Annotated in this window: 22 protein-coding genes; 6 read left to right on the plus strand and 16 right to left on the minus strand. The window is 59.8% G+C overall.

Annotation, left to right across the window (positions count from 1 at the left end; genetic code table 11):
• Position 1: 1 nt before the first annotated feature.
• The 5 genes from IC235_RS04175 to IC235_RS04195 all read right to left on the minus strand — a co-directional run bounded on the left by IC235_RS04175 (position 2) and on the right by IC235_RS04195 (position 4,919).
• Positions 2-736: a ferritin-like domain-containing protein gene (locus tag IC235_RS04175; protein WP_191003913.1), complete on the minus strand. Its 735-nt coding sequence runs from the start codon at positions 734-736 to the stop codon at positions 2-4.
• Positions 737-898: 162 nt separating this feature from the next.
• The gene (locus IC235_RS04180; RefSeq protein ID WP_191003914.1) at positions 899-1,852 is read right to left on the minus strand and encodes a ferritin-like domain-containing protein; all 954 of its coding nucleotides are present in this window, start codon (positions 1,850-1,852) and stop codon (positions 899-901) included.
• 49 nt (positions 1,853-1,901) lie between these two features.
• Positions 1,902-2,690, minus strand: a complete 789-nt coding sequence (locus IC235_RS04185; protein WP_191003915.1) for a ferritin-like domain-containing protein — start codon at positions 2,688-2,690, stop codon at positions 1,902-1,904.
• A gap of 625 nt (positions 2,691-3,315) precedes the next feature.
• Positions 3,316-4,143, minus strand: a complete 828-nt coding sequence (locus IC235_RS04190; protein WP_191003916.1) for a ferritin-like domain-containing protein — start codon at positions 4,141-4,143, stop codon at positions 3,316-3,318.
• 32 nt (positions 4,144-4,175) lie between these two features.
• Positions 4,176-4,919 (minus strand): ferritin-like domain-containing protein, encoded by a 744-nt coding sequence (locus IC235_RS04195; RefSeq protein WP_191003917.1) that lies wholly within the window; start codon positions 4,917-4,919, stop codon positions 4,176-4,178.
• 297 nt (positions 4,920-5,216) lie between these two features.
• On the opposite strand from IC235_RS04195, the gene IC235_RS04200 reads away from it, so the two are divergent.
• From IC235_RS04200 to IC235_RS04210, 3 genes are all read left to right on the plus strand, one after another.
• Positions 5,217-6,722, plus strand: coding sequence for a BatD family protein (locus IC235_RS04200; RefSeq protein ID WP_191003918.1), 1,506 nt, complete (start codon positions 5,217-5,219; stop codon positions 6,720-6,722).
• Positions 6,723-6,960: 238 nt separating this feature from the next.
• On the plus strand, positions 6,961-8,040 hold the full coding sequence (gene aroC / locus IC235_RS04205) for a chorismate synthase (RefSeq protein WP_191003919.1): 1,080 nt from the start codon (positions 6,961-6,963) through the stop codon (positions 8,038-8,040).
• Between the two features lie 217 nt (positions 8,041-8,257).
• On the plus strand, positions 8,258-8,860 hold the full coding sequence (locus tag IC235_RS04210) for a NifU family protein (protein WP_191003920.1): 603 nt from the start codon (positions 8,258-8,260) through the stop codon (positions 8,858-8,860).
• 224 nt (positions 8,861-9,084) lie between these two features.
• On the opposite strand, the gene IC235_RS04215 is transcribed toward IC235_RS04210, so the two are convergent.
• The 11 genes from IC235_RS04215 to rdgB form a co-directional block, all read right to left on the minus strand.
• Positions 9,085-9,996: a DUF5777 family beta-barrel protein gene (locus IC235_RS04215; protein WP_191003921.1), complete on the minus strand. Its 912-nt coding sequence runs from the start codon at positions 9,994-9,996 to the stop codon at positions 9,085-9,087.
• Positions 9,997-10,035: 39 nt separating this feature from the next.
• Positions 10,036-10,626 carry a YceI family protein gene (locus IC235_RS04220; protein WP_191003922.1) on the minus strand — a complete coding sequence of 197 codons (591 nt, stop codon included), beginning with the start codon at positions 10,624-10,626 and terminating at the stop codon, positions 10,036-10,038.
• An 11-nt stretch (positions 10,627-10,637) separates the two neighbouring features.
• A complete protein-coding gene (locus IC235_RS04225) occupies positions 10,638-11,027 on the minus strand; it encodes a c-type cytochrome (RefSeq protein WP_191003923.1) in 390 nt (129 codons plus the stop codon).
• 122 nt (positions 11,028-11,149) lie between these two features.
• The gene (locus IC235_RS04230) at positions 11,150-12,697 is read right to left on the minus strand and encodes a porin family protein (RefSeq protein ID WP_191003924.1); all 1,548 of its coding nucleotides are present in this window, start codon (positions 12,695-12,697) and stop codon (positions 11,150-11,152) included.
• Complete coding sequence (locus tag IC235_RS04235) at positions 12,681-13,295, minus strand: RNA polymerase sigma factor (RefSeq protein ID WP_191003925.1); 615 nt, start codon at positions 13,293-13,295, stop codon at positions 12,681-12,683. The genes IC235_RS04230 and IC235_RS04235 overlap by 17 nt, the downstream gene beginning before the upstream one ends.
• 386 nt (positions 13,296-13,681) lie before the next feature.
• The gene (gene secDF / locus IC235_RS04240; protein WP_191003926.1) at positions 13,682-16,690 is read right to left on the minus strand and encodes a protein translocase subunit SecDF; all 3,009 of its coding nucleotides are present in this window, start codon (positions 16,688-16,690) and stop codon (positions 13,682-13,684) included.
• Between the two features lie 186 nt (positions 16,691-16,876).
• Positions 16,877-17,251 (minus strand): hypothetical protein, encoded by a 375-nt coding sequence (locus tag IC235_RS04245; protein ID WP_191003927.1) that lies wholly within the window; start codon positions 17,249-17,251, stop codon positions 16,877-16,879.
• 87 nt (positions 17,252-17,338) lie between these two features.
• The gene (locus IC235_RS04250; protein ID WP_191003928.1) at positions 17,339-17,800 is read right to left on the minus strand and encodes a DUF4268 domain-containing protein; all 462 of its coding nucleotides are present in this window, start codon (positions 17,798-17,800) and stop codon (positions 17,339-17,341) included.
• An 11-nt stretch (positions 17,801-17,811) separates the two neighbouring features.
• Positions 17,812-18,399 carry a Uma2 family endonuclease gene (locus tag IC235_RS04255; protein ID WP_191003929.1) on the minus strand — a complete coding sequence of 196 codons (588 nt, stop codon included), beginning with the start codon at positions 18,397-18,399 and terminating at the stop codon, positions 17,812-17,814.
• Positions 18,400-18,475: 76 nt separating this feature from the next.
• On the minus strand, positions 18,476-19,102 hold the full coding sequence (locus IC235_RS04260) for a uridine kinase family protein (RefSeq protein ID WP_191003930.1): 627 nt from the start codon (positions 19,100-19,102) through the stop codon (positions 18,476-18,478).
• A 255-nt stretch (positions 19,103-19,357) separates the two neighbouring features.
• The gene (rdgB, locus tag IC235_RS04265; RefSeq protein WP_191003931.1) at positions 19,358-19,951 is read right to left on the minus strand and encodes an RdgB/HAM1 family non-canonical purine NTP pyrophosphatase; all 594 of its coding nucleotides are present in this window, start codon (positions 19,949-19,951) and stop codon (positions 19,358-19,360) included.
• A gap of 420 nt (positions 19,952-20,371) precedes the next feature.
• On the opposite strand from rdgB, the gene IC235_RS04270 reads away from it, so the two are divergent.
• The 3 genes from IC235_RS04270 to IC235_RS04280 all read left to right on the plus strand — a co-directional run bounded on the left by IC235_RS04270 (position 20,372) and on the right by IC235_RS04280 (position 23,724).
• Positions 20,372-21,202, plus strand: a complete 831-nt coding sequence (locus IC235_RS04270) for an IS5 family transposase (RefSeq protein ID WP_191003932.1) — start codon at positions 20,372-20,374, stop codon at positions 21,200-21,202.
• Positions 21,203-21,820: 618 nt separating this feature from the next.
• Entirely contained in the window at positions 21,821-22,090 is a 270-nt protein-coding gene (locus IC235_RS04275) for a type B 50S ribosomal protein L31 (RefSeq protein WP_191003933.1), read from the plus strand.
• Positions 22,091-22,518: 428 nt separating this feature from the next.
• Positions 22,519-23,724 carry a GlmU family protein gene (locus IC235_RS04280; RefSeq protein ID WP_191003934.1) on the plus strand — a complete coding sequence of 402 codons (1,206 nt, stop codon included), beginning with the start codon at positions 22,519-22,521 and terminating at the stop codon, positions 23,722-23,724.
• Positions 23,725-23,771: the final 47 nt, after the last annotated feature.

Raw genomic sequence — 23,771 nt, forward strand, 5'->3', positions numbered from 1 at the left:
TTTACGCCGTAGGCAGCAAATCGGTGGATACCACGATGGGCAGAAAAAAAGCTTTGGCTTCGGCAATCACTTGCGCCGGCGTTTTGGCCAAGCTTACGCTTTGCAGCACGCCGGCGTTCACCACCACGTCGTCGCCGGCAAACGAGCCGGGAGTGCGAAGGTCGCGGAGGAGGGCCGCGTGGCGGGCTTCGACCGACGACATCTTGGCCACTAAGGCTACGAGGTCGGGCGTGCGCACCAGGCGAAGCGCCCCGGCGTACGCGGCCACGCCCAGATCTTCGAGCTGCTGAGCCGCGGCCAGGACCCCGGCGCGCGTAGTCAGCGTCAGGCTAGAGAAGTCGAAAGGCAGGGGTTGCGCTGCGGCGGCGTCATACGCTCTGTTGCCCAGGGCGTAGCGTAGCGTTTCGCGGTGTACCAGCTCGTGGTCGCGCAGGTCGGAGAAAAAAGCCCTTTCGGCTGGTGGTAAGTCCGTCGGCAGCGCATCAACTACTCTCTGATAGAAGGCCGCTTCGAGCTGCTTGAGCAAGAAGAAATAGTTGAGTAGGCCCGCGTCCACATCCGCTGCGCTCGTGCTGGTCGAGCCCAGGTAAAGGATGTTCGAATTAACAACGGGCGGGGTGTCGGTTTTGCCGCAGCCGGCTAGCACCAGCCCCGCCGTAGCGGCCGAGGCCCCCGCCACGCGTAGAAACGCGCGCCGCGGCAACCCGGCGGGCACTTGCGAAAAGGGAGAAGTCAAATCAGTCATTAAAAGGAAATCGGCAGGGCCGCCCAAACGCGACCGGTAAACAAAGATACTCGGCCTGCGCCGAAGGTTGCCCGCCCGAACCCAAGCACAAAAAAGGGCAACCCTGATGGGTTGCCCTTTTCGGAGGCCATTACGTGCAGCTGCTACCAGTAGCTACGCAAACAAACCTAGTCTCTCGCCCAGGGGGGAGCGGAAATTGCGCGCAATCGACTTCACGGTCCCGTCATCCAGGGGCTCGTCAAATGCCTCGGAGGCAGCGGCGGCCTTCATGGCATCGGTGAGGGTGACGCCCGGTATGGTCGGGTAGGTGGCGGTAGTCTGCACGTTCTTGCCGCCTTGCTGCACGTTGTCCTCGCCGGGGAAGTCGGTCGTATTGCCGGGGCCGTACACGGGGGCTGTCACGCTGGGCCGGGGGCCGTCGCGTTCCGTCAGCGAAATCCAGCTTTTGGGGTTGGCGTTGCCCGGGCCGCCGGCAATGTCGCCGCCGTTAGTAGAACCGGCCAGAACCCGGCGCATCAGGCGAACGTGCGCGGAGTGGCGGGCTTCTACCGAGTGAATGTTGAGCGCGGCGGTTAGGATGTCCTTGTTGGGCATCAGCTTGGTCGCGCCGCCCTTGTAAGCTCGCATGCCCGTGTCGACGAAGCCTTGCGCCGTGCCGTAGAATTCAGCCGACGAGCTGAAAGGAGCCAGCCGGCCCCCGGCGGTGTAATCAAAAGCCAACCTGGTGGGGTCGGGGATGGCATCGGTGCTGAGCAGCCCTTTTATAGCGTTGATGTGCCCCAGCTCGTCGTCGCGGATAATGGTGACGGCCGGTCTGTCGGAAGCCGGAATCAGGTCTGGCGTGTTCAGCGCGGTGTCGTAGAAGTGGAACTCCAGGTACTCCAGCTGCAAGGCCAGGTTCAGCGTATTCTTGATTTCGGGACTCAGGCCGGACGTCTGGCCGTAGGCTTTGTTGAACATCGTGCTCAACAAAGCGGGCATGGTGGCGGCGGTGATGGTTTTGCCCAAGCCCGTCAGGTGCTTGAACACGCGGCGCCGGGTATCGAAACGCTCGTACACCTCGCCATCAATCTTTTCGATTTCGGAGAAAATTTTAAATAAGTCCATCTGGAAAGCAGGATAAGTCGAAGGTTAGAAAAGGAAAGGCGGGCACCAGTTACGACACCAGGCTGTTGGCGCTTACTTTCGAGTCGGCCGCCAGGAAGGTATTGGCAATGGCCAGGACCTGAGCGGGGAGTTTCGACTTTTCCTGCCGGGCCGTTCGCGAGGTTACACTACGGTCAATAACATCTTCTCCTAAGGTATCAGGGGTGAAGCCGGCCGAGATGTCGCCCATAAAGGAGTTGGGCCTAATCAGGTCGCGAATGAGGCTGGCGTGCCGGGCTTCAACCGACACAATTTTGCCGGCCAGCACCAGGTTTCGGGGGTCGGTGATGAAACGGCCCGCCCCATTGTAGGCTTGCACCCCCAGGTCTTCGAATGCCCGGGCCGCATCCAACACCCCCAGCTTGCCACCCATGCTCAGGCGTTGACTGAAGTCAATGCCTGAAAAATCCGGCGTGAGCTGCCGAATGGCATTGCCTGCCAATACCGATTTAAAGAAGTCGGCGTGAATCTGTTCGTGGAGCGCGATGTCGGCAAGAATCTGCCGCTCGGCCGAAGCAGGGTCGAGGCTGGTAAAGTAGGCGCTCCGTAGCACTTGGGCGTAAAAGGCCGCTTCGAGCTGCTCCAGCGCGTACGCATAGTTGAGCACGCCGGTGTCGCCGGAGCCGACGTCTACCGTCGTGTTGGTGGCGGGGGGATTATCATTGTCTTTGCTGCAACCAGCCAGCATCAGGGTCGTCGCGCCGGCATACAGAAAGAATGAGCGCCGTTTGATGGGCGCGTGAAGTGGCGACATAAGTTGTACGTCGTCGGGGCCAGTAGACTGGAGAGTATCAGACATAAGCGATGGACATTAAGTGAGCGGAAAGGAATGAAAATGACAAAGAAAATAGCGCTAAACCGTGGTGGAGATCTGATAAGAGTCCAGCTGGCAAAGTGGATACGGCGAACCTTGGCACGATGGTTAACTACTTTGAGCAGGTAAAATTGGACTTAACAATTGATTTATGCATTAGCCAAATCAGAAATTGGTAATGAGCCGCTCGGTTTGGGATAATGATTCCGCCCAGGCGTAGGTGAAAAGTCTAATTCAGCTGAGAACTGTAGGTAAAGGCCAAACTTTTGTTGAGGCTGAGTATTATAATGATGAAGCAGTTTGCTGATTCGTGCGCCTAACACAGCTGGGGGAACTCACATAACCCTTACCGGGTACTACTCCGGCTTGCTTCATGCCCGAGACCCCCGCAGCGGGGGCCCCGGGTAACAAACCGCGAAGTCATTGCAAGCAGTCTCGGCTTTGACTCCTAACTAATAGGAGAGGGGCCGGATGAGGGCCTCGGGTCGGAAGACAGCACTGAAGTTTGTGGTAGTACCAGCCGAAACGCCGAAAAGCCAGCCCTGCGTACGCAGGGCTGGCTTTTCGGCGTTTAACGGCAACCAATCGAAGCCGGGTAGCAGCGGGCTGGTTAGCCGACCAAGCCACCCGCCCGGCTCATGTCGAGCACTTCGGCAGGCGTGAGGGGCTCGTCGAAGGCGGCGGCGACGTCGGCTGCCGAGTACATCGTGCCCAGGTCCCTGGTGAGGTCGTAGCCGGCCTGCATTACGTTGCTCTCGGGAGTGGCTCCGGTATACGCGGGATTGGTGCGCACGTCGTCGTCGTTGCTCACCCAGGGTTTCTGGTTGCGCATGTAGCGGATGTGGGCCGCGTGCCGGGCCTCCACCGAGTGGATTTGCAGGGCTGCGGTGAGCAGATTGACGATCCCAATACCCGGGATGTTCATGTCGGGGGTACCCGTGAGTTCGGCGGCCCGGCCTTTGTAAGCCCGTACCCCAGTATCTTCCAGAATTTGAGCTACTTGAAGCTGCGCCTCGTAAGTGTCCAGCGAATTGAAGAACGACCGCTTAAACGTAACGCCCGTTACGGGAGTGCCGTTGAGCGCTCTGATGACGTTGGTAAGTAAGGCCACGTGCGAGTCTTCGTGCTTTCTGATTTGGGCGATGGCCATCGTCGGTGCGCCGGCCGGAATTCTGCCCGCCTCGACAAACTTCCGGTAGAAGTCTGCCTCGAGCAGCTCCAGCGTGAGCGCGTAGTTCAGAATATCAATGGGCGAGTCGGCGTTAGTGCCGGCGTAGGCTTTCTGAAACATGCTTCCCAGCAACACGGGCGTCGTAGCCAGAGCCGCGCGCTTGGCCAGGGTGCCCAGCGATTGGAAAACGGCCCGGCGGGAGTCGAAGCGGCCCAAAACGTCGGGATCCACTTCAGCGAGTTGTTCGATAATCTTGAAAAAATTCATAACTAATAGGATATTTACAGAAGTGGAGGAATTTATTTGCCGACGTTGTCTGCGTTCAGCTTCTCTTTGATGAACTGGCCCGCCACGGTCAGCACTTCGGCCGGAGCCATGGCTTTGTCAAGGCCCGACATAGGGTTAACCTGCATGTCGTCGGCGAAAGAGCCGGGTAGAATAAGGTCGCGGATATAAGCGGCGTGCCGGGCTTCAACCGACACAATTTTGCCGGCCAGCACCAGGAAAGCGGACGTTTTAAGCAACTTGCCCGCGCCATTGTAGGCAGCTACCCCAAGGTCCTCGAAATCCTGCGCAGCCCGCAGTACGCTGGCCCGCGAGGTGAAGGTGATAGAGCTGAAATCGGGCGTCAGGCCCGGGATGGGCGTTACCCTGGCCACGTTGATTAATGCGGCTTTCAGAAAGTCGCGGTGGATAGCCTCGTGGGCGGCTACTTGCTGAAAATACGCCAATTCGCCGGCTCTAAAGTCGGTAGCCGGCGTTCTTACCACGGCTGCGTAAAAGGCGGCTTCTAGTTGTTCCAGGGCGTAAGCGTAGTTAAGCACGCCCACATCGCCGGCCCCCAGGCTGATGGCGGCAGCAGCGGTCGTACTGGCCGTAGTAGGCGTGTTGTCGTCGTTCTTTGAGCAGCCCGCCAGCGCGAGGGCCGTGGCGCCGGCTGTCGCACCAGCGTACAGGAAGAAGGAGCGCCGTTTGATGGGCGTATACAACGGCTGGGCGAACGCGGTGTCGTCGGAGCCACGGGACTGAATAGTATCGGACATGGATTGGAGCTAAATAGGGTGAAAGAATTGGAGCTTACTAAGTAAGAGTGCCCCGAAAGCAATTGCATGAGGAAGCTGCTCGGTGGCGATATAACCAGAACAGTAGTTCTGTTTTGTGGGCAGATACGTCGATAGCAGCGGACCTGGATTTAGGAGAGTTAGTTTTTTCCTTAGGGTTACTTTTTTGAGAACCGTCAAAACAAATTGCAATCCTCGGAGAAAGGCGGATTTGAGCGTTTACCGCTACTTTTAGGGGCGGCAAACAAGTCAGAGATTATGGGAAGATTTTTTGGGTGGATGGCGTTATTACTGGGCTTGTCCGGGGCGCCGATGACTAGGGCGCAGCCGGCGACCCCACCCCAGTCCGACCGTCCGGGGCCGGCCGATGTGGTGCTGGTGCCGGGCCCACCCACGCTGCCGGTCACGGGCGTTTTTACGCTTGGTTTTCGGCTGCGCGGCGGCACGCTTGGGCAGTACTCGGAGTTTCCGGAGCTCGAAGGATTTAAAAAAAGCGGCAAGACCAGCACCACCACCACACGCATCGTGCAAGGCCGCCGCTTTACCGACCTCACCATTACCCAGCGCTACATTCCCTACGGCGAGGGCGAGTACGTCATCAAACCTTTCCAGATGACCGTGAACGGCGTGGTGTTGCGCAGCGTGGCGGCCACGGTCCGAGTGGGGCCGGCTTTGGTGGGCAACCCGGCGTCTACCCCGCCCGCTAACTCCCCGGCCCTGACCAAGCCCGCTAACCCAGCGGCCCCGTTGCAAGCCGTGGGCGACCTCGACAAGCTATTTGGCAAGCCTAAGCCCGCCCTGTACCAGGAATTGCCCGACCACGCCTTCCTAGCCGTGATGGCTGACCGGCCGAGCGTTTTTGTTGGGGAAGGCGTGCGGGTAGGGCTGTATTTCTTCCTCACGCCGGCCGACCAGGCGCAGCTGGCATTTCACGATTTCGACGACCAACTGCCGCCCTTGCTCCGCGAGCTGCACCAAGCCACGGCCTGGCAAGAACCCGGCCCCGAACCGAGCGTGACTCCTGATACTGTGCTTAGCCGGGGACAGCGGTACCTGCGCTTTCGGCTGGCTGAAAATATTTATTATCCCCTTACGGCTCAGCCTCTGCACTTTCCGCCACTGGCCCTAACCATGGTGAAGTTCAAGTTTCTGAAGCGGCCCGAGCCGGGCCAGGATAATCGGCTGGCTGGCTACAAGACCTACATATCAACCGGCACCACGGTACAAGTGCGGCCTTTGCCCCCCGGGCCCGGGGCCGTGCCAGTGGGGACTTACCGATTGTACGAGGCCATCAGCCGGACCACGTTTCAGGTGGGCCAGTCTTTTACCTACACGTTTGGGGTGGAAGGCCGCGGCAACTTATCGGCCGTGCTGGCGCCGGTCATGGCGGCGTGGCCGGGTCTGGAAGTGTACGGCCCCGAGGTGCGCGAGGAGCCCGGGCCGGGTGGGGGGCGCAAGCTGTTCCGCTACCGCCTGGTAGCCCGGCAACCCGGTCCGGTGCCCCTCGATAGCCTACTGAATCTGGTGGTCTTCAATCCCACTACGGCCCGTTACGATACGTTGCGCCCCGGTCTGCGGCCGGCAGTGCGGGGCAGAACAGCTACGCCCGCGCCGCTCCCAAAGCCTGAAGACGACCCTTTCTACGGGCCCGCCCTGGCCGCGGCCGATACCACCGTGCAGTCGCTGGATGTGTACCGCGACGTACACCGCTACGCTAATTGGGTGTTGATTGCGCTATTAGGAGTGGCCGGCTTTGGCTGGTGGCGAGCCGGGCGGCCGGACTAGCGTGCAACGCGCCGGCCAAGTCTGCTTGATGTACTTATGGGTTCAATAGCTGAACAGTCCTTTCCTGGACTACGGTCCTCTCAGCCTCGGGCCCATTAGGGTTCGTTCGCGGCCAGCAGGGCCGGGCCCGCCAGCTTAACGAAGTGCGCCTTTGAAATTAATAGGCGAATAAGCCAAGCCCCATGCCGACCTTTGCGGCTTGTTCTGGTTCCGGCTCGCGGCCCTGCTTTCTATCTCCATGTCTAATACTTTTGGCGTTCTCTTTCGCATCACCACGTTTGGCGAGTCGCACGGGGCGGGCATCGGCGTTATTATCGACGGCTGTCCGGCGGGAATAGCGGTGGAGGCCGCCCACATCCAAGCCGCTCTCGACCGGCGGCGGCCCGGTCAGTCGGACCTGACTACCCCGCGCAAGGAATCGGATACCGTGCAGATCCAGTCGGGGCTTTTTGAAGGACTGACCACCGGAACGCCCATCAGCTTGTTTATTCCCAACGCCGACCAGCGTTCCGACGACTATTCGCACATTGCGCACGCCTACCGCCCCAGCCACGCCGACTACACCTACGACGTTAAGTATGGTCGGCGCGACTACCGGGGCGGTGGCCGTAGCTCGGCCCGCGAAACGGCGGCCCGCGTAGCCGCCGGGGCCGTGGCCGCCCGCCTGCTAGCGCACTTCGGGATTGAAATTGCCGCCTACGTATCGGCCGTGGGCGAGGTGGAAGTGCCCCTGGAGTACGGGGAGTTGGATTTGGGGCTCATCGATGCCAACCCCGTTCGTTGCCCGCACCCCGAAACTGCCGTCCGCATGGAAGCACGCATCCGCGCGGCGCAGGCGGCGCACGATACCGTAGGTGGCGTAATTACCGGGGTGGCCCGGCACGTGCCCGCCGGCCTGGGCGAGCCGGTGTTCGACAAGCTGCCGGCCGTGCTCGGCCACGCCTTGCTCAGCATCAATGCCGTGAAAGGCGTTGAGTTTGGCTCCGGCTTCGCGGGTACGCGGCTGCCCGGCTCGGTGCACAACGACGAATTTTATACCGACGAAACGGGGGCCGTGCGCACCCGCACCAACCACAGCGGCGGCAGCCAGGGCGGCATCAGCAACGGCCAGGACGTTTATTTTCGGGTGGCCTTCAAGCCGGTAGCGACGTTGCTGCAGCCCCAGCAAACCATCAACGACCAGGGCGAAGCCATTACGCTGGTCGGCCGGGGCCGCCACGACCCCTGCGTGCTTCCCCGCGCCGTGCCCATCGTCGAGGCCATGACCCAGATGGTGCTAGCCGACTTATTGCTTCGGACGCGGGCTAACCGGCTGTAGAGCGGTAGAATAACCTGCTTGCTCAACCTGAAGCCTTTCCGCTCCGGGTAAGGAGCAGCGGCGACCCGGAAGTCAGGGAGAACCATACGCCGGTCCGTACCTTTGCAACCTCCGCAGCCTTGCTGCGGTTGTAGCACAGAATTGCCAGAGCTTTACGGTCAGCTAGCCGCCGTATGTTTCACTGGCCGCTACCAACCGATAATTAACCACCACCGATATGTCCGCCGTTTCGATTTATGCCGAAGCCTCTCCCAACCCGGAGAGCATGAAGTTTGTCTTGAACTCGAACCTGTTAGCCGATGGCGTGAGCGTGGACTATCCCACCCTCGACGCGGCTGCTAACTCGCCCCTGGCGCAGGAGCTGTTTGCGTTTGATTACGTGGGCCGTGTGTTCATTGCCTCCAACTTCGTAACCATCACCAAAACCCAGCCCGACCTGGCCTGGACCCAGCTCATCCCGGAGTTGCGTCAGTTTCTGAAGAGCTACATCGAAGCCGGTGGGCCCATTTTCCTGGTCGACCCCGCCACTGAGCAAAAGGCCGCCCAGGCCGCTACCGCCGGCGACCCCAGCCAGCAGGACGGGCAGATAGCCCAGAAGGTTATCGACTTGCTCGACAACTACGTGCGGCCCGCCGTGGAGCAGGATGGTGGCAACATCACCTTCAAAAGCTACCACGAAGGCATCGTGACCGTGAACCTGCAAGGCTCGTGCTCCGGCTGCCCCTCGGCTACGGTTACCCTCAAATCCGGCATCGAAAACCTGCTCAAACGCATGGTGCCCGAAGTGCAGAGCGTCGTGGCCGAAGGCATCACGGTGTAAGGCGGCTGAGCTTGCCGGGCGCCCGGCCCATTCTCACAACAAAAAGCCCCCCTTCTGCTTAGAAGGGGGGCTTTTTGTAAGTAGTCACTCATAGCTCGGCAAAACCGGTTTTGTGTATTTAAGATGATTTGACCTCTTAACTGTGCGGCGGGGCTTGTCGGACCCGAAGGCTGGTCGCCCGCCCCGCCACTGACTTCGGCCTAGGCCCCCAGTGAGCCGAAACCTTAGAGCTGCGATTTGATGGTGAAGCTACGCGCCACCGTGAAGCCAAAGTAAATGTCGCCCTTGAAGAAGTTACCATCTGTTTGGGGCACGAAAAACTTTTCCGTCATGCCCTTGGAGTTGGTAAGATGAAGCTGGAACACGTGGCCACCGGTTTCGATATCAACGCCCACCCCAAGGGCGTTTTGATAGGTTTTGGCCGTGTTGCCGGGCAGTAAGTAGAAGTAGTCGGCCGTGAGGGCCAGGCGCTTGGTAAGCTTTTGGCGCAGGCCCGCGCCGACGGCGTATACGTCGTTTTGCATGCCCTCCTTGGCCACGTAGTTGCGATGAATGAGCGTAGGCATCAGCTGCACCGAGAGCGCGGGGCTGAATTTGCGCGCCACGAGCACCTGGTAGGTGTAGTCGAGGCGGGAGGCGGTAGTGCGTTCCACCGGCTCGTTGAATTTGAGCGTGTTAATGGCTGAGGACGCAAACAGCGTGACCGACACGGGCATGGCCCGCGTGCCCGTAGTTTGTTGCAGGGCTTTGTATTTCAGGAACCCATCAAACGTTTTTTCCTGCGAGCTCCGGCCTACGCCCACTGCCAGCCGGTCGGTCAGCCCATACTCGAAGCTGAGGCGCAGCACCGCTTGGTCGAGGCCAAAAAATTCGTAAGCTCCGCTATTCAGCGTACCGAAGCGGTGCTGAATAAGGAAAGCCAGGGTGCCATTGCCCGGCGTTTCAATCGACTGGGAGTTAATGATGTGCGTGGCCTTGAAGGTCGCCGTTACCACTTCCCGTTTGAGGGGGTCGGTAGTTTGCTTTTCGAGGTCGTTCAGCAGGTCGGTTTGGGCCTGGGCCGAACTAGTCAGGCCCAGGAGCACGGCTACTACCAGGCCGCTAAACCGAGCAATAGCGTAAGAGTGACGAGTCATATAAAATTTCTAAGAGAATGCAGCTAGGAAATAGAAACGCTAGTTGGTCGGTTTGGCCACTGCCCCAACGGCGCTTGCCACAGCCTGGCAGGTGAGGGCCACGCGCACGTTTACCACCTTGGCGATGCGGTCGCGCACGAGCAGGGGTATTTCGATCTTGTAATCGGCGGGGGACACCGGAAAGGTGGCGGTCGCCAGCAACTGGCCACCTTTCAGCTCAACGCTGGCGGGGACCTGAACGCGTTGCGTTACGCCGTGCATGGTCAGGTCGCCGGCGACCTGCACGCTGTGGGGGCCAGCCGTGGCCAACGTGGCCGGGTCAAGATTAGTGAAGCGCCCCGTGAAGGTCGCCTTAGGGAATTTGTCGGACTCCAGGTAGTTTTCGTTGAAGTGCTCCTGCATCAGCGTGCGCTTAAAAACGAAGCCTTTGACGGGCAAAGAGAACGCCAGTTGGCTGGTAGCAAGGTCGAGCACGGCCGCCACCTGTTGGTTTTTGGCTTCAATATCCTCAATAGGACTGGTCGAAAAAAACGACACTAGGCCAGTTTTGGTCATGTACTTGCCCTGAGCGTGGGCCTGGGCCGTAAGCAGGAAAAGCGTCGGCAATAGCAGAAAAAAGGGACGGTTCATAGGAGCTCAAATTAGTTGTTGGGTTTTCCGGCTGCTATCCACATCCTGATGCGCTCAATGTCGCAGTCCGAAAGTTTAGCCCCGTTTTTGGGCATAGGAGAGTAGTTCGGAGCGTGCTCAATGGTGCCGAGTATAGCTTCGGATGAAGAGCGGTTGATGGCATCATAGTCGCTCAAATTAGTACTGGAACTGCTACCGTGACACCGTCGGCAATTAGCATCAAAGATGGGCTTAACTACCCCCGAAAAAGTCACCGTTTGCGGGTCGATACCGCAGGGGTTAGGCGTCGCGTCCGGGTTGCCGTGCGAATAGGTGCAGCTGGCTGCCAGGCTTAGCACAGTGGCCGACAGCCCCGCTAACAGGTAATGAAAAGTGGAAGAGAAAAGTCGTTTAAGTAGCATGTTGGGTGTGGTATAAGTTTCTGAACAGATCGGTAGAATAAATTAGAAGAGCTCACTGAATAACTGTTCTGGCAGCAAGCTCAAGAATCAGTCTAATCTTATCCAAGCTTCCAGGCAAGAGCCTAGAGGCCGTATTTTGCGCCGAAGAAGACGCCTCCACTGACCAATTGCACTTTACCCAAGCCGACCCCGCCCAAGGGGACCTTCACGTAGGGCTCGGCCTGGATGCTCCAGTGAGAGTTCAGGCTACGCTCGTAGCCAAACGAAACGTTGACAATACCAAGCAAGTGGCGGTTTTCGTTGACCACGCTCCGCTCCCACAGGACATCCTGGTTATTTACCTTATAAGAGTAGCTGTACTGCTCGCGCTGCATGAAGAACGAGGAAAGCCCGACGCTGCCGAAAATCCGGTATTGAGGTTGTATCAGGGCATCATAGCGCAAGTTGAGCGGTACGTCCAGCACGGTACAGGTGCCGTACACTTCGTCGAAATCTTTTTGGTACGCCCTAGCACGGTACGCGCCCCAGTCGTAGTCGTCGCGTTTGGCCGCGTAGTGCTTGGTGGCGCGGAGCAGCCCGGTGGTCAGACGCAATCGGTTAGTAAAGCGATAATCAACCGTTACGCCAAGGTTGGGCAGGGGGCTCATCAGCTCGGCGAATTTCACCGTGGTCAGGTCGGGCCCGGCTACTACGCCCACGTAAAAGCGGGGCGTCCGAGCTAGCGCGGGCGCTACCGGCGGATTGGAAACCTCAGCCACCGCTACGGTCGGCAGCGAAGCCATTGGTGCCGGTAGGGCCGTCAGTGCCAATGCCACTGGTCGATAAGCCAGTGGTAGTGCGGCTGCCAACGCGTCCGGGTTATCCATTGGGCCCCCGACAGTTGCGGGCACCAAGGCAAGAGGCGCAGCGTCAGCAGCCGTCGCCGCTCCGCCAGGCTCGGGTCGGTGCCGCACCGAACGGCCATTGGCCCCGGTCTCGCGCCGAGCATCAGCCAGCAGTCTGGCCACTGGTTCATAGGCCGTCGGCTTAATTAGGGCAGCCTCGGCTGCTTTCTGAAAGGGATGAGCACGGCTCTGGCCTACTGTCCGGGGTGCTGGGTCTGTGCCAAGCGTTGAATCCAGGGCCGTCGGCGGCTCCCCGCGGGAGGGCGTAGCTACTACTCCGCTCACTTGGGCGGCCGCTGCCTGTCGGTTGGCTCGGCCAGCTTTGTATCGCCCCGCCGAAGGGGCTACTCGGAGGGTCTGGCCCCGGCTGGCTGGCCGCCCCGTCGGGAGCGGAGTAGCAGGAGTTGAGGCCCGAAGGCGAGTAGCGGCAGCTCGAGGGGCAGGAGCCGGGGCGGTGTTTTTGGTTGTACCAATTTCACTCGCCGCTTCTGCGAAGCTGGCCGTGATGTGTTGGGCCAGTGATTCACGCGGCTTGGCAGCGGCAGTGTCCGCGGGAGTAAGAGCCGGCCTACTCGACAATAGCAGCCATGCCACCACTGCCAGGGCCAGTGCGGCTACTTCGGCCGCAAAGAACTGCCACAGCTTACGGCGCACAGCGTGTTCGATCAGCTGCTTGTCCAACTGCGCTTCCAGGCGTAGCCAGCCATCCAGCGGGAAAGGCGCTGGGTGCGGTTCCGGCGGATCGAGCCGCCGGAAGGCGTTATCAATATCATTGTCCGACCACATAGCGAGCTTTTTCAGAATTGGTAGATTGAGCCAGCATTGTCCGTAGGTGGGCTCGGGCCTTGAATAGGTTGGATTTGGAAGCGCCCACTGAGATGCGCAGTTGCTCGGCGATTTCCTCGTGGCCGAAGCCATCAATGACCGCCAGGTTAAACACCGCCCGGTAGGCGGGGGGCAGGCGCTGGACCAGGTCCAGCAGCTCGTCGTAGCTCAAGGTGTCCAGCGGGGTAGCGCTGCCGTCGGCTTGGTTCAGGGTTACATCATCAAGTTCTTGTTGGTGTCGGTGCCGCTCGTTGGCGCGGTAGTGGTCGATGGCGGTGTGAATCATGATGCGCTTGAGCCAGCCCCGGAAGGACCCCAGCACATCGCCGGGATATTTGGAGGCATCGAAGCGGCTTAAATCGCGGAATGCTTTCAGAAATCCATCGTTCGCTGCTTCCATGGCTTGGTCGCGGTCGCGGGCGTAGCGCAGGCAGATGCCCATTGCGAAACTGTGAAACTGCCCATACAGCCGGCGCTGGGCTACCCGCTCCTGCCGCTGGCAGGCCGCCAGCAGCTCGGGCAGCGTAAGGGGCGCATTATTAGAAGATATGTGCAGCATAGGGCAGCGTCGGCGGACTACTTACTTGATCACTCGTAATGTAAGAAAGAAAGGTTGCCTAACCGCCCCGGCATTCTCCGTCCTGTATGCCTCGCCCTACCCAGATGTAGCTCGCCCCGCCTGAATTCCACGAGCAGACCAGAGGCAGCGCTAAAAAAATAAAAGGCTCATCCGCCCCCTCACCGTGTATGTCATCTACCTCAACACGCTAACTGCGCCACCAAGCTACAGGTCAACAAAGCAAGCCAAATGCTACCCCCACGCCGCACAGCAACCTATAAGAAAACTGACCAGCAACAAAAAAGACCGCCCATTTGAGCGGTCTTTTTTTGTTGCTGGTCGTCCACAACATCCGTGGAATCCGAAAAATCCGAGCGAATCCGTGGTTAAACGTTAGCCCGGCTCAGCTTGGGTGCTTCGCCCGGCAGGGTGCTTACGTCCTCCCCGGCGGCGAGGCGCTCGCGCTCCTCTTTCTTGCCGTAGGTATCGAGGATGATGGGGGTGGCGATGAACAGCGACGAGTAGGTGCCGAAAATCACGCCGATAATCATAGCGAAGGAGAATGAACGCAGGGTTTCTCCGCCGAAGATGTACAGTACCAGCACCACCAGGAACACCGTGGTGAACGTAATCATGGTCCGTGAGAAGGTTGAGTTCAAGGCCGGATTTACCACTTGGGCAAAGGTCAGCTTGGGGTTTTCGCGCAGGTACTCGCGGATCCGGTCGTAGATAACCACGGTGTCGTTCATCGAGAAGCCGATAACCGTAAGCACGGCGGCCACGAAAATCTGGTCCATCTCATAGTTCAGGCCCACCGCGCGGGCGATGGGGAAGGCTGCAATCACGAGCAGGGCGTCGTGGAACAAGGCCACCACGGCGGCCATGGAGTACTGCCACTTCTCGAAGCGGAACAGCACGTAGACGAAGATGCCGAGCAGGGTCAGGCCCAGCGAGAGCACCGAAGTCCGCTTGATGTCGTCGGCGATGGTGGCGCCCACCTTCGAGGTCGACTTGATTTGCGGCGCGTCGGCACTGTACTGCTGCAAGCCCTGATTGAGGGCCGCCAGCACTTTGGCGTCGGCGGTGGTGCTTTCATCCTCGGCCAGGTAGCCGGTGGTGATGCGCAAGCGGCCCGGCGCGCCAAACTGTTTCACCTCCAGGCCGGCGCCCTGGAATACGGGGCGTAGCTTGTCGCCTACGCTGGACGCCTCCATGGTCTTGTTGAAGTCGACCACGTAAGCGCGGCCCCCTTTGAAGTCCACCCCCAGGTTAGGACCGCCCTGGGAAGCCATCAGGCCAAAGCCGACCAGGATAAACATGGCCGAGAAGGCATACGCCTTTTTGCGCATCCCCACGATGTCGAAGCTAAGGTTCTTGAACAGGTTGCGCGAAATCGACGTGCTGAAGGTCATGGGGTGGTTTTCGTTGCCTTTCACCAGCCACTCGATGATGAGACGCGACACGAACACGGCCGACAGGAATGAGGTGAGTACCCCAATCCCAAGGGTGATGGCGAAGTTCTGTACCGGGCCCGTGCCGAAGAAGCCGAGAATCACGGCAATCAGCATGGTCGTGACGTTGGAGTCGAAGATGGCCGAAAAAGCCCGTGAGTAGCCTTTATTGATGGCATCGGGCAGACTCAGCCCGTGACTGAGCTCTTCGCGGACCCGCTCAAAAATCAGGACGTTGGCATCAACCGACGAGCCAATCACCAGAATCAGGCCGGCGATGCCGGGCAGCGTAAGCGCCGTGCCGAACTGCGCCAGCACGCCCAAGATCAGGAACATGTTGAAGAGCAGCGCCACGTCGGCCACTAAACCGGCCCGGCCGTAGTAGAGGGCCATAAAAATCATGATAATCAGCAGGCCGGCCAGCGACGAGTACAGGCCCTGGTTGATGGCTTCCTTGCCCAGCGAAGGACCAACCACGGCCTCTTCCACGATGCGCGTGGGCGCGGGCAGCTTACCGGCCTTCAGCTGGTTGGCCAGGTCCTGGGTGTCTTCGATGGCGAAGCTGCCGGTGATGCTGGTGCCCCCGCCCGAAATCTCGCTCTGCACCACCGGCGCCGAGCACACGTAGTCGTCGAGCACCATAGCCACCTGCTTGCCGATGTTGGCGGCCGTCATCTTCTGCCACTTCCGCGAGCCCGAGGGCGTCATGCTCATCAGTACTTCGGGCTGGCCATTCTGGCCAATGTCGGAGCGGGCGTCGCTCACTACTTCGCCGCCCAGCGGGGGTACGCCGTCGCGGGTTTTGCGCACCGGAATCAGCTCCAGGTATTCCTGCTTGTCGATGGTGGTCGGCTTCAGGCTCCAGAGCAGGGCCAGGGTGGGGGGCAGTACGGCCTTGGCTTCGGGCGAGCGCAGGATGGTGTTCATGCGGGCGGTGTCGCGCAAGTTCACGCCCAGGCGGCCGGGCATCGTGAAGAGTTTGGCCAGCACCCCACCCTTCGTGGAGGTAGCGGCCGAGTCGGCGGCGCTTTTGCCGGTCTGGCCTTGCTTCGCCAGCTGAGCGGCCAGCGACGAGGAGTCGCCCTTCGCGGCGGCCCCGGCCAGCGCTTTAGATGTGTCGGCGGCAGCCCCGGCGGCGGGCTTAGCCCCGGCTTTCGCGGCGGCTTCTTTGGCCGCCAGCTGTTGGTCGAGCTGCACGAGGTAGGGGCTTACCTCATTCTGGCCCCATACCTCCCAGAACTCCAGCTTGGCCTGGCCTTGCAGCAGCTTGCGCACGCGGTCGGGGTTGTCGACGCCGGGCAGCTCAATCTGGAGGCGGCCGGTGCCCTTCACCCGCTGAATGCTCGGCTGGTTCACGCCGAACTTGTCGACGCGGGTGCGCAGGATGTTGAAGGAGCGGTCGATGGCTTCTTCCACTTCCTTGTCGATGGCGGCAATCACCTTCTCATTCGAAGAATTGATGTCGATGTTGCGGCTCTTGTTAGTTGTGTTGGCGAAGATGCTGGCCAGCGGTTTGCCGGCGCCCAAAGACTGGTACGCTTGCGCGAACAGCTGCGTAAAGGGCGTGCCCGAGTTGGTTTTTTGCGCTTCCTGGGCTTGCTCCAAAGCACGGTTGAAAGCGGGGTCCTTGCTGTTGCCGCTCATGGCCCGCACGATTTCTACCGGCGAAACCTCCAGCGTCACGTGCATGCCGCCTTTCAGGTCGAGGCCCAGGCCGAGCTCGCTCTGCCGCACTTCGCGGTAGGTGAAGGGGCCGAAAACGGGCGCCCGCCACACCGAATCGAGGTAGTGCTGGCGGGCCGTCTCGTTGAGCTTGCCGTTGCGGGTGGCGTACGCTACGGCTTTCTGCTGCACCCCGCGCGAGACGAAGGTGAAGAACAGGAAGTACGCGCACAGCGCCGAAACGACGACGGTAAGCGCGATGATTAATCCTTTATTACGCATTAGTTGAATTACTGATTATGAACAAGATGAGTATGCTGATGGAAGGCCCGCCCCGGCGTGTACACTGACTGGCGGTAGCGAGGCTGGAAGGTCGACTGAATAGTTGAGGTGAGAAGCCAATAGGCTTGTGCCCGATGCTACTGCCTACGCAGCGCATCAGCCCACCCAAAAGTCAGCCCGGTTAATCTAGGGAGCTTGCGGCGACAAGGCCACGGCCAGCAGCCGGGCCCGGAAAACCTCGCCCGCCCGTACGCCAGCCCGAAGGCGGGGCACCGCCAGTGCCCGACGCAAAGCGGGCCCCCATATGGCCGGCACGGCGGCGGGCAGCCAGGCCACCAGGGCCGGCGCCACGAAGTGGTCCAGAGCGGTGGTGGCTTCCAGCAATACTTTTTGTTTGACCACTGTGGCCTTGAGCGGCGCGGCGAAAGGAGCCTCCCCCTTGCCCGCGGTCAGGCGCAACACGCTTACCGCCCGCTGGTTCAGCCCCAGCACCAGCAGCACCGAAGCGGCGAGCAGGGCAAAGCGCAGCGAAAACCAAAAACGGGAGAGCGGAATCAGCATGGGTAGGAACGGGGACTGCAAAGATACCATTCCGGCGGGGATGCAGGCAAGCGCTGCTATCGAGCCCACTGCGGGTTCGCCCAGAACTTATTTCAACGCTTCAAACGTGTACTGAGCGTCCGTCCAAAACGCATCCAGGGCCCTGATGCGGGGCTTGAAGAAGGAAATCAACGCGGGCCAGTCTGCTTGGTTGAAGAGGTTGACTGGGCTTAGCCTGGTGTAGATGCGGCTGAAGGGCTGGCCTTGCTCATCGGTGGTCTGGGTTTCCCAGGTCCACTCTTCACCCAGAGCTTCGTGCAGCAGGGTTTTTACTTCCAAAAACTGCTCAAAAAACAACTCCCGAATGCCGACGTCCGGATGCCTAAGCTCAATGCCTATGGTGGCGCTGCGGTTGTCGGCCTGCATCCGGAAATACACGTGCCTGATGCCCGTCTTGTAGTTTATCCAGTTGGTCGTCTGGCCCTCGGCTGAGGGAACCGGGGCCATATACTGGCCAAAAGCCGTCCAGAATGCCTGGCGGAGCTGGGTTACTTCTGCTTTGCTGTACAAGGCGCAGGCGGCTAGTGGGCGCGGCGCAGGGGCCGCAAGTCCAGGGCAAAGCCAGGCAGTACCGGCTCAGCGCTGAGCGTCTGATCGTAGCCAACCACCGTTTCCGGGGCTTGGCTGGGGCGATACACGTAAGCCGTTTCGGCGGCTACGTCCAGTAAAAAGCCGAGCTGCACGCCGTTGGCCAGGTATTCCTCCATTTTGGCCTGCACGGCCGGCAGGCGGTCCGAAGGCGAGAGCACTTCCACCACGAACTCCGGGCACGCGGTCAGGAAGCCAGCGGCTTGCCCGGCCGCCCTGCGACGGGCGTTGCTCAACCAGGCTACGTCGGGTGCACGCACCGACCCATCGGGCAATCGGAAGCCCGCCGACGACTCATAGGTATGGCCGGTTCGCCGCTCCCGGTTCCATTGCCACAGCTGACCCGAAATTTCAGTTCCACTCTCGCTGGCGTCGGGGTGAGCAGGCGGCATGATGATGATGTCTTGATTGGCCGCTCGTTCCAGGCGCAGCTGGGGGTTGTCCTGGCACAGACGAAAAAACTCCTGCTCCGACAATCCGTGGAGTACGGGCAGTTCCTCAAATTGATAAGCAGCGGGCATAGCGCGGGCAGAGTTGAATGAAACCGAAGATACGCGGCCGGCCCCGGAAATTGTTCCGCGCCCCGGCCGCTCCGGGCTACTGGCCGGCCGCCACTTTGGCTCGTAGAAAGCCGATGAGCACTTCCAGACCCTTATCGAAATGGCGGTTGTTGGGAATAACCAAGTCGGCGTAGTGCTTGTACGGCGCAATGAACTGCTCGTAGGTGGGCGCCACGTGGTGAGTGTAACGGTACAGCACGTCGGCCAAATCATAGCCCCGCTCGTCGCGGTCGCGGATGATGCGGCGGTGCAGCTTCACGTGTTCCTGGGCGTCGATGTAGACTTTGAGGTCGAGCAGCTTCGCAATTTCCTCGAAGTGAAAGACGAAGATGCCTTCCACCACCACGATCGGGGCCGGCCGGAACACCAGCTCCTGGGGCGTTACGTTGGCGTTGTTGAAGGTGTACTCCGGGCGCCGCACTTCGTGGCCCTGGCTAATGCGCAACACGTCGTGGGCATAAGCCGCGGCATCGATGCTGGCGGGGAGGTCGAAATTTTCCACTCCTTTATCGTCGCGCAGTTGCTTTTCGCGGGGGTGGTAGTAGTTATCCTGAGAGATGAGGCAAATCTGCTCTGCCGGAAAGGCCGCCAGCAACCGGCGGAGAAAGGTGGTCTTGCCAGAGGCGCTGCCGCCGGTGATGCCAATAAGGTAGGGGGGGTGCATAGCAGACAAAGGTAAGGCGGCGCTTAGTGCCTGTTGGGGAATTAGTAGGTTTCGGTCCTGCTCTATCTGGCGTCCGCTGGTCGAAGCGGGAGAGATGCTTCGACCAGCGGACGCCAGATAGAGCAGGACGTTCTAATTTGAGCAAAAGTCAAACACGCGCTCAGTGCGGATATTGGTAAGGAGTAGTGAACAAGGAGCAAATGCCGGGAAGATTCCCGCTTAGCCCTTGGTACCCGATTCCGGTGTCCTGCTCCCCTAAGCCGACCGTAAAAACGCTACCAGCCCGGCTACGGCCCGTGCCCGGTGGCTAATGAGGCTTTTTTCGGCGCCGCTCATCTCGGCAAAGGTGCGTCCGTCGCCTTCCGTGGGCACAAACACGGGGTCGTAGCCGAAGCCGCCGGTCCCGCGTGGCTCCGGGGCGATGGAGCCGCTTACGGCTCCCGCAAACTCGTGCATGGTACCATCAGCCCCGGCTAGGGCCACTACCGTGCGGAAATGAGCGGTGCGGTCGGTAGCACCAGCCAGCTCCCGCAGGAGTTTGGCAACGTTGTCGGCGGCGAGTCGCTGAGGGCCGGCATAGCGGGCTGAGTACACGCCGGGCTCGCCATTCAGGGCTGCTACTTCCAGGCCCGTATCGTCGGCAAAGCAGGCTACGCCGTAGTGCTGGCGCACGTACTCGGCCTTTTGCCGGGCGTTGCCGACGAGGGTGTCCTGGGTTTCGGGCAGCTCCTCATGGCAGCCGATATCAGCCAAGCTCAGCAGCGTAAGGCCCGGAGGCAGGAGCGGGCGGATTTCGTCGAGCTTGTGGGCGTTGTTCGAGGCAAAGCACAGCGACGTTGATAAGGCCATGGGAAGGTGTTGAGTGTGAGTGCCCGGGAGCCGGAACAAGCCCGGTGGCGGCCTCGGCGGGGAGAAGCGAAGTAGAAAGGATGAGGGCTTGCCGCAGTCATTAATGTAGGGTTGCTATTGCTGCTTCGGCGGCACGAAAGTAGGAAATCAGACCCGTCGTTGGAGCGGTGGGTGGCGTCGAAATAGTAACCCAACGGACTATTGTTCCTGATTTCTCTAAAATTAACTTAGCGGGGTGGCGCCAAGAAGCAGTTGGCGAATTCAATGGCGTGAATAGGAGAGAGAAGAATACAGCAACTAGAAATTAAATAATAATTCAACTTATATGTCAGTTGCTTTCACTGAAGCTGTTTAGAAAGTCAAAGGACTCCCAAAAAAGCGCGAAATTTGAGTTGCAACACTCGTTATTTTCGCATTTTAATGGAAGTCCTGTCCAAAGATATGATTGGCCAATGGATTCTGCCCTTGCTCCCCTTTTCCGCGCACGGCCGCCCGTCGGTCGTTGACCCGGTGGAGCTGGTGGAAGTCATTCTCTACAAACTCAAAAGCGGCTGTCAGTGGCGCTACCTGCCCCTTAAACAGTTCTTTACGGGGGCGTCGCTGACCTGGCAGGGCGTGTATGCCCGCTTCAACGCCTGGCGCAAGGATGGGTCGTGGCAAGCCGTCTGGTGCCATTTGCTGCGCCACAACCAGGCCCACCTCGACTGCTCCAGCGTCCAACTCGACGGCAGCCATACACCGGCCAAAAACGGTGGGGAAGCCGTCGGCTACCAGGGCCGCAAAAAAGCCCGCACCACGACGACCCTCTTCCTGACCGACAACCGGGGCCAGCCGCTGAGCTGTGCCCGCCCGCAGGCGGGCAATTGCCACGACAGCCACGGGTTGAACGCCTTGTTTGGCGAAATCTGCGTTTTCCTCGAAGCGGCGGGTATTGCAATCGCCGGCCTGTTCCTAAACGCGGATAAAGCCTTTGACAACCAGCCGTTTCGACAGGGATGTGCCCGGCGTGACATCGAAGCCAACATCCCCCGCAACCGCCGCGCCGCCGACTGGCAGACCGACGACGACACCTTTTTCGACCCCGAACTCTACCGCCGCCGCGTCGTGGGCGAACACGCCAACGCTTGGCTCGACGGTTTCAAAACCCTGCTCGTACGCTATGAAACCAGCGTCGGCAACTGGCTGGCCTGGCACTGGCTCGCCTTTGTGGTCATCTTTTTGCGAAAAATCAACCCAAAACCGACTTTCTAAACAGCTTCACTGTTTAAATATCCCAAACCAGGCTCACGCCAGGAACGTGATGGGAATTTAGTGCCCGTTTCGGGGGAGGCAACGTTCCTTAAATATTGGCTGCCCGTAATCGAACAGGAAGGCTATGCTTGGCTACCAACTTATGCACGTCGGCATTGACCTGGGCCCGGAGAACTTACCCGAAGTCCTGGCTGAGCTCCGCCAGTTGCAACTCGCTTTCCCGCGTTATTACCCATCCAGCCACGAAAAATTACGAGTACATCACCAGCCGCATAGCCGGACTGATTACCGAATTGGAAGCGGTCAATCCAGACAATTTGGCTTCGGGAAAGCTGGAACTTTTTCTAGGGTAAGAAATCCATGCTCAGGTATTATTAAGTAAACGCTTACCGTGAGGAAGGTGGGCAGTAAGCAAAAAGGCGTTCTACTGAGCTGGTCGACATGCCGCCGAGGTAGCGCGCGTTATCTAAAATTCAGCCAGCTCATTCAGCATGGCCTGGCGGGGCTCCTCAGCTAGAAAATGTTAACTCTGGAGTTGGCTATTTCCGAGCTAAGCCGTACTTTTGCAGTCCCTTCCGCAAAATCGGCAGGGTTCAACTGGTAAAACTGGCCCCCGATATGAAAAAAGACACCCACCCCGAGTACCAGGAAGTCGTGTTTCAGGACACTTCTTCGGATTTCAAGTTCATCACTCGCTCCACGATGAAGCCGACCGACACCATCACTATGGAGGATGGCAAGACGTATCCGCTGGTGAAAATTGAAGTGAGCAGCGCCTCGCACCCCTTCTACACCGGCAAAAACATGTTCATCGACACGGCTGGCCGCGTAGAGAAATTCCGCAGCCGCTACGCTAAAAAAGAGCAGGCCAGCGCCAACAAGGAATAGGTTTTTAATAGTTAGGTTGCTCGTTGTCAGCTATTGGGCTGGGATTGAGCCAGCCGAAAGCTCCCGGTGGCTCCGCTGCCGGGAGCTTTTTCTTTGTCGGATGCCCGACCTTTGCCCTCCACCTCAAACCAGCTCAGTCGTTTGCTGAACCCAACAACCAGCGCCGTTTTCCGGGCCGAGCCCTTTCCATCTGACACCCCGCTCTTCTGGTTTCGCGATTCAAGTGGACCGGGGGCGTACCTAGTAGGGCCCGCCCTATCGTCAGGCGCCCTTCTTCTGCGAGAGGGGCAGGGGCCTACGGTCATTCAGGTACTCAAATCATGGGCGGGCTGTACGGGGCGACGGCATCATGGGGCGAGGGTCCTACGGTCATTCAGGTATTCGAAAACCGAAACCGCGCTAGCAACTATCAACTGACAACCAGGTAAATGCACGTTCTGCTTTTCGACGATCCGGCCATCTGGCCGCACCTGCTGCCTTTCACCTTTACGCGCCCGGTGGCCGGGTTGCGTTGTGGCATCCTCACCCTGGCCGAAAAATGGCAGCACCGGCTGGGCGTGGGGGCAGTGGGCTACCTTACCCAGCCGCATTTGCAGGCCAAGTTTCCGGCCGGCGACGTGAGTGGCCCCGCTCTCATTATCAACGGCGCGGTGTGCCCCGACAACCTGCTGACGCGCCAGGTGCAGGCCCTGCAGCCCGGCCAGGCCCTGTATTGCGACCAACTGCTGGTCGCGGCTCACGTGGCCGAAGCCACCCAAGTGGCCGAGCTCATCCAGGATGGCCTGCCCGAAACCCGGCAGGTGGCCGAGCCGGTCACCGTAATCGACCGGCCGTGGCAGCTGTTTTTGCGCAACGGCGTCGAAATCCGGCGCGACTTTGCCCTGCTCACCCAGGGCCGGGCCTCACGGCCGGTGAACGACCCGCATACCATCGTGTACGGGCCCGAAAACATCTTCCTTGAGGAAGGCGTGAAAATTCGGGCAGCCATTCTAAATGCCGAAGACGGGCCGATTTACCTCGGTAAAAACACGCAGGTGCACGAGGGTGCCATCCTGAGAGGGCCGCTGGCTTTGTGCGAAGGCTCGCACATTAATGCGGGGGCCAAAATGCGGGGCGATAACACCGTGGGCCCGTACTGCAAAGTGGGCGGCGAAGTGGCCAACAGCATTTTACTGGGCTATGCCAACAAGGGCCACGACGGCTACCTCGGCAATTCCGTCATCGGCGAGTGGTGCAACCTGGGGGCTGACACCAACACTTCCAACCTCAAAAACAACTATGCGCCCGTCAAAGTCTGGAGCCACGCGGCTAGCCGCTTCGTCGACACCGGCCAAACGTTCTGCGGCCTGATGATGGGCGACCACAGCAAATGCGGCATCAACACCATGTTCAACACCGGCACGGTGGTGGGCGTGGCAGCCAACATTTTTGGGGCTGGCTTTCCGCGCACGTTCATCCCAAGCTTTAGCTGGGGCGGCGCGGCGGGGTTCGAAACCTTCAAGCTGCCCAAAGTAGCCGAGGTGGCCGAGCGCGTGATGGCCCGGCGCACGCTGCCTTACAGCGCGGTGGAACAGGAGATTATGAAAGCCGTGTTTGAAACCACGGCCAAGGACCGGGTGTGGGAAAAGCAGTAGCCCGTAACTGGCCGCTCATTTTTTATTCTAGCAATTACTCGTCGCGG

This window comes from Hymenobacter montanus, assembly GCF_014699115.1.
GTDB classification, from domain to species: domain Bacteria; phylum Bacteroidota; class Bacteroidia; order Cytophagales; family Hymenobacteraceae; genus Hymenobacter; species Hymenobacter montanus.